Origin of the sequence: Martelella alba (genome assembly GCF_005217455.1) — a bacterium.
Lineage (GTDB): Bacteria > Pseudomonadota > Gammaproteobacteria > Enterobacterales > Enterobacteriaceae > Acerihabitans.
Genome location: NZ_SZPQ01000168.1, coordinates 1 through 667, shown reverse-complemented (window position 1 = coordinate 667; position 667 = coordinate 1). Strand labels below are relative to the sequence as shown.

2 protein-coding genes are annotated in these 667 nt (G+C 60.4%); both read right to left on the bottom strand.

Going from position 1 to position 667, the window contains the following annotated elements:
• Window positions 1-110 (bottom strand): FGGY family carbohydrate kinase (locus FCN80_RS26255; protein WP_170975550.1); only part of this gene is annotated, 110 nt, incomplete at its 3' end.
• Window positions 111-151: 41 nt separating this feature from the next.
• The coding region (locus FCN80_RS26250) for an MIP/aquaporin family protein (RefSeq protein ID WP_170975551.1) at window positions 152-667 on the bottom strand (516 nt) is incomplete at its 5' end.

Genomic DNA, 667 nt, shown 5'->3' with positions numbered 1-667 from the left:
AACTCGCGCTGCGAGACGCTGACGATATTGGCATCATGGTCCAGAATAATGGCCCGGGAACTGGTGGTGCCCTGGTCGAGGGCAACGATGTATTTCTGTTCAGATGGCATGATGTTTTCCTATGAGGTTATCGTTTGTCGTGGGCTTAGGCTTAGGCCTTGTGTTCGGAGCCAGCCCGTCGCGTCTCTTCGAGACCATCTTCGGTTACCGCCGAAGGCAGATAAACGCCGATAAGCGCCCGGTAGCCATAAGCGCCCAGGCAGGCGCCCACCACCGGCGCTATTAGCGGCACCAGGAAGTAAGGGATTTCATGTCCGCCGGTAAAGGCGACCGTACCCCAGCCGGCCAGGTAGGCAAAGACCTTGGGACCGAAATCACGGGCCGGGTTGAGGGCGAACCCGGTCAGCGGACCCATTGAGGCGCCGATCACCGCGATAAGCAGGCCTATCAGCAGCGGCGCCAGCGGCCCGCGGGGAATGCCGTTGCCGTCGTCGGTCAGCGCCAGGATAAGGCACAGCAGGATGGCGGCAATGACCGTTTCGACGAAGAAGGCCTGGAGCACGGTGATGTGCGGATTGGGGTAGGTGGAGAAGGTGCCGGCCAGTTGCAGGCTTTCAACGCTGCCCCGGGTCATGTGGTTGGCCGCTTCAAAATCGAAAAACAGGCT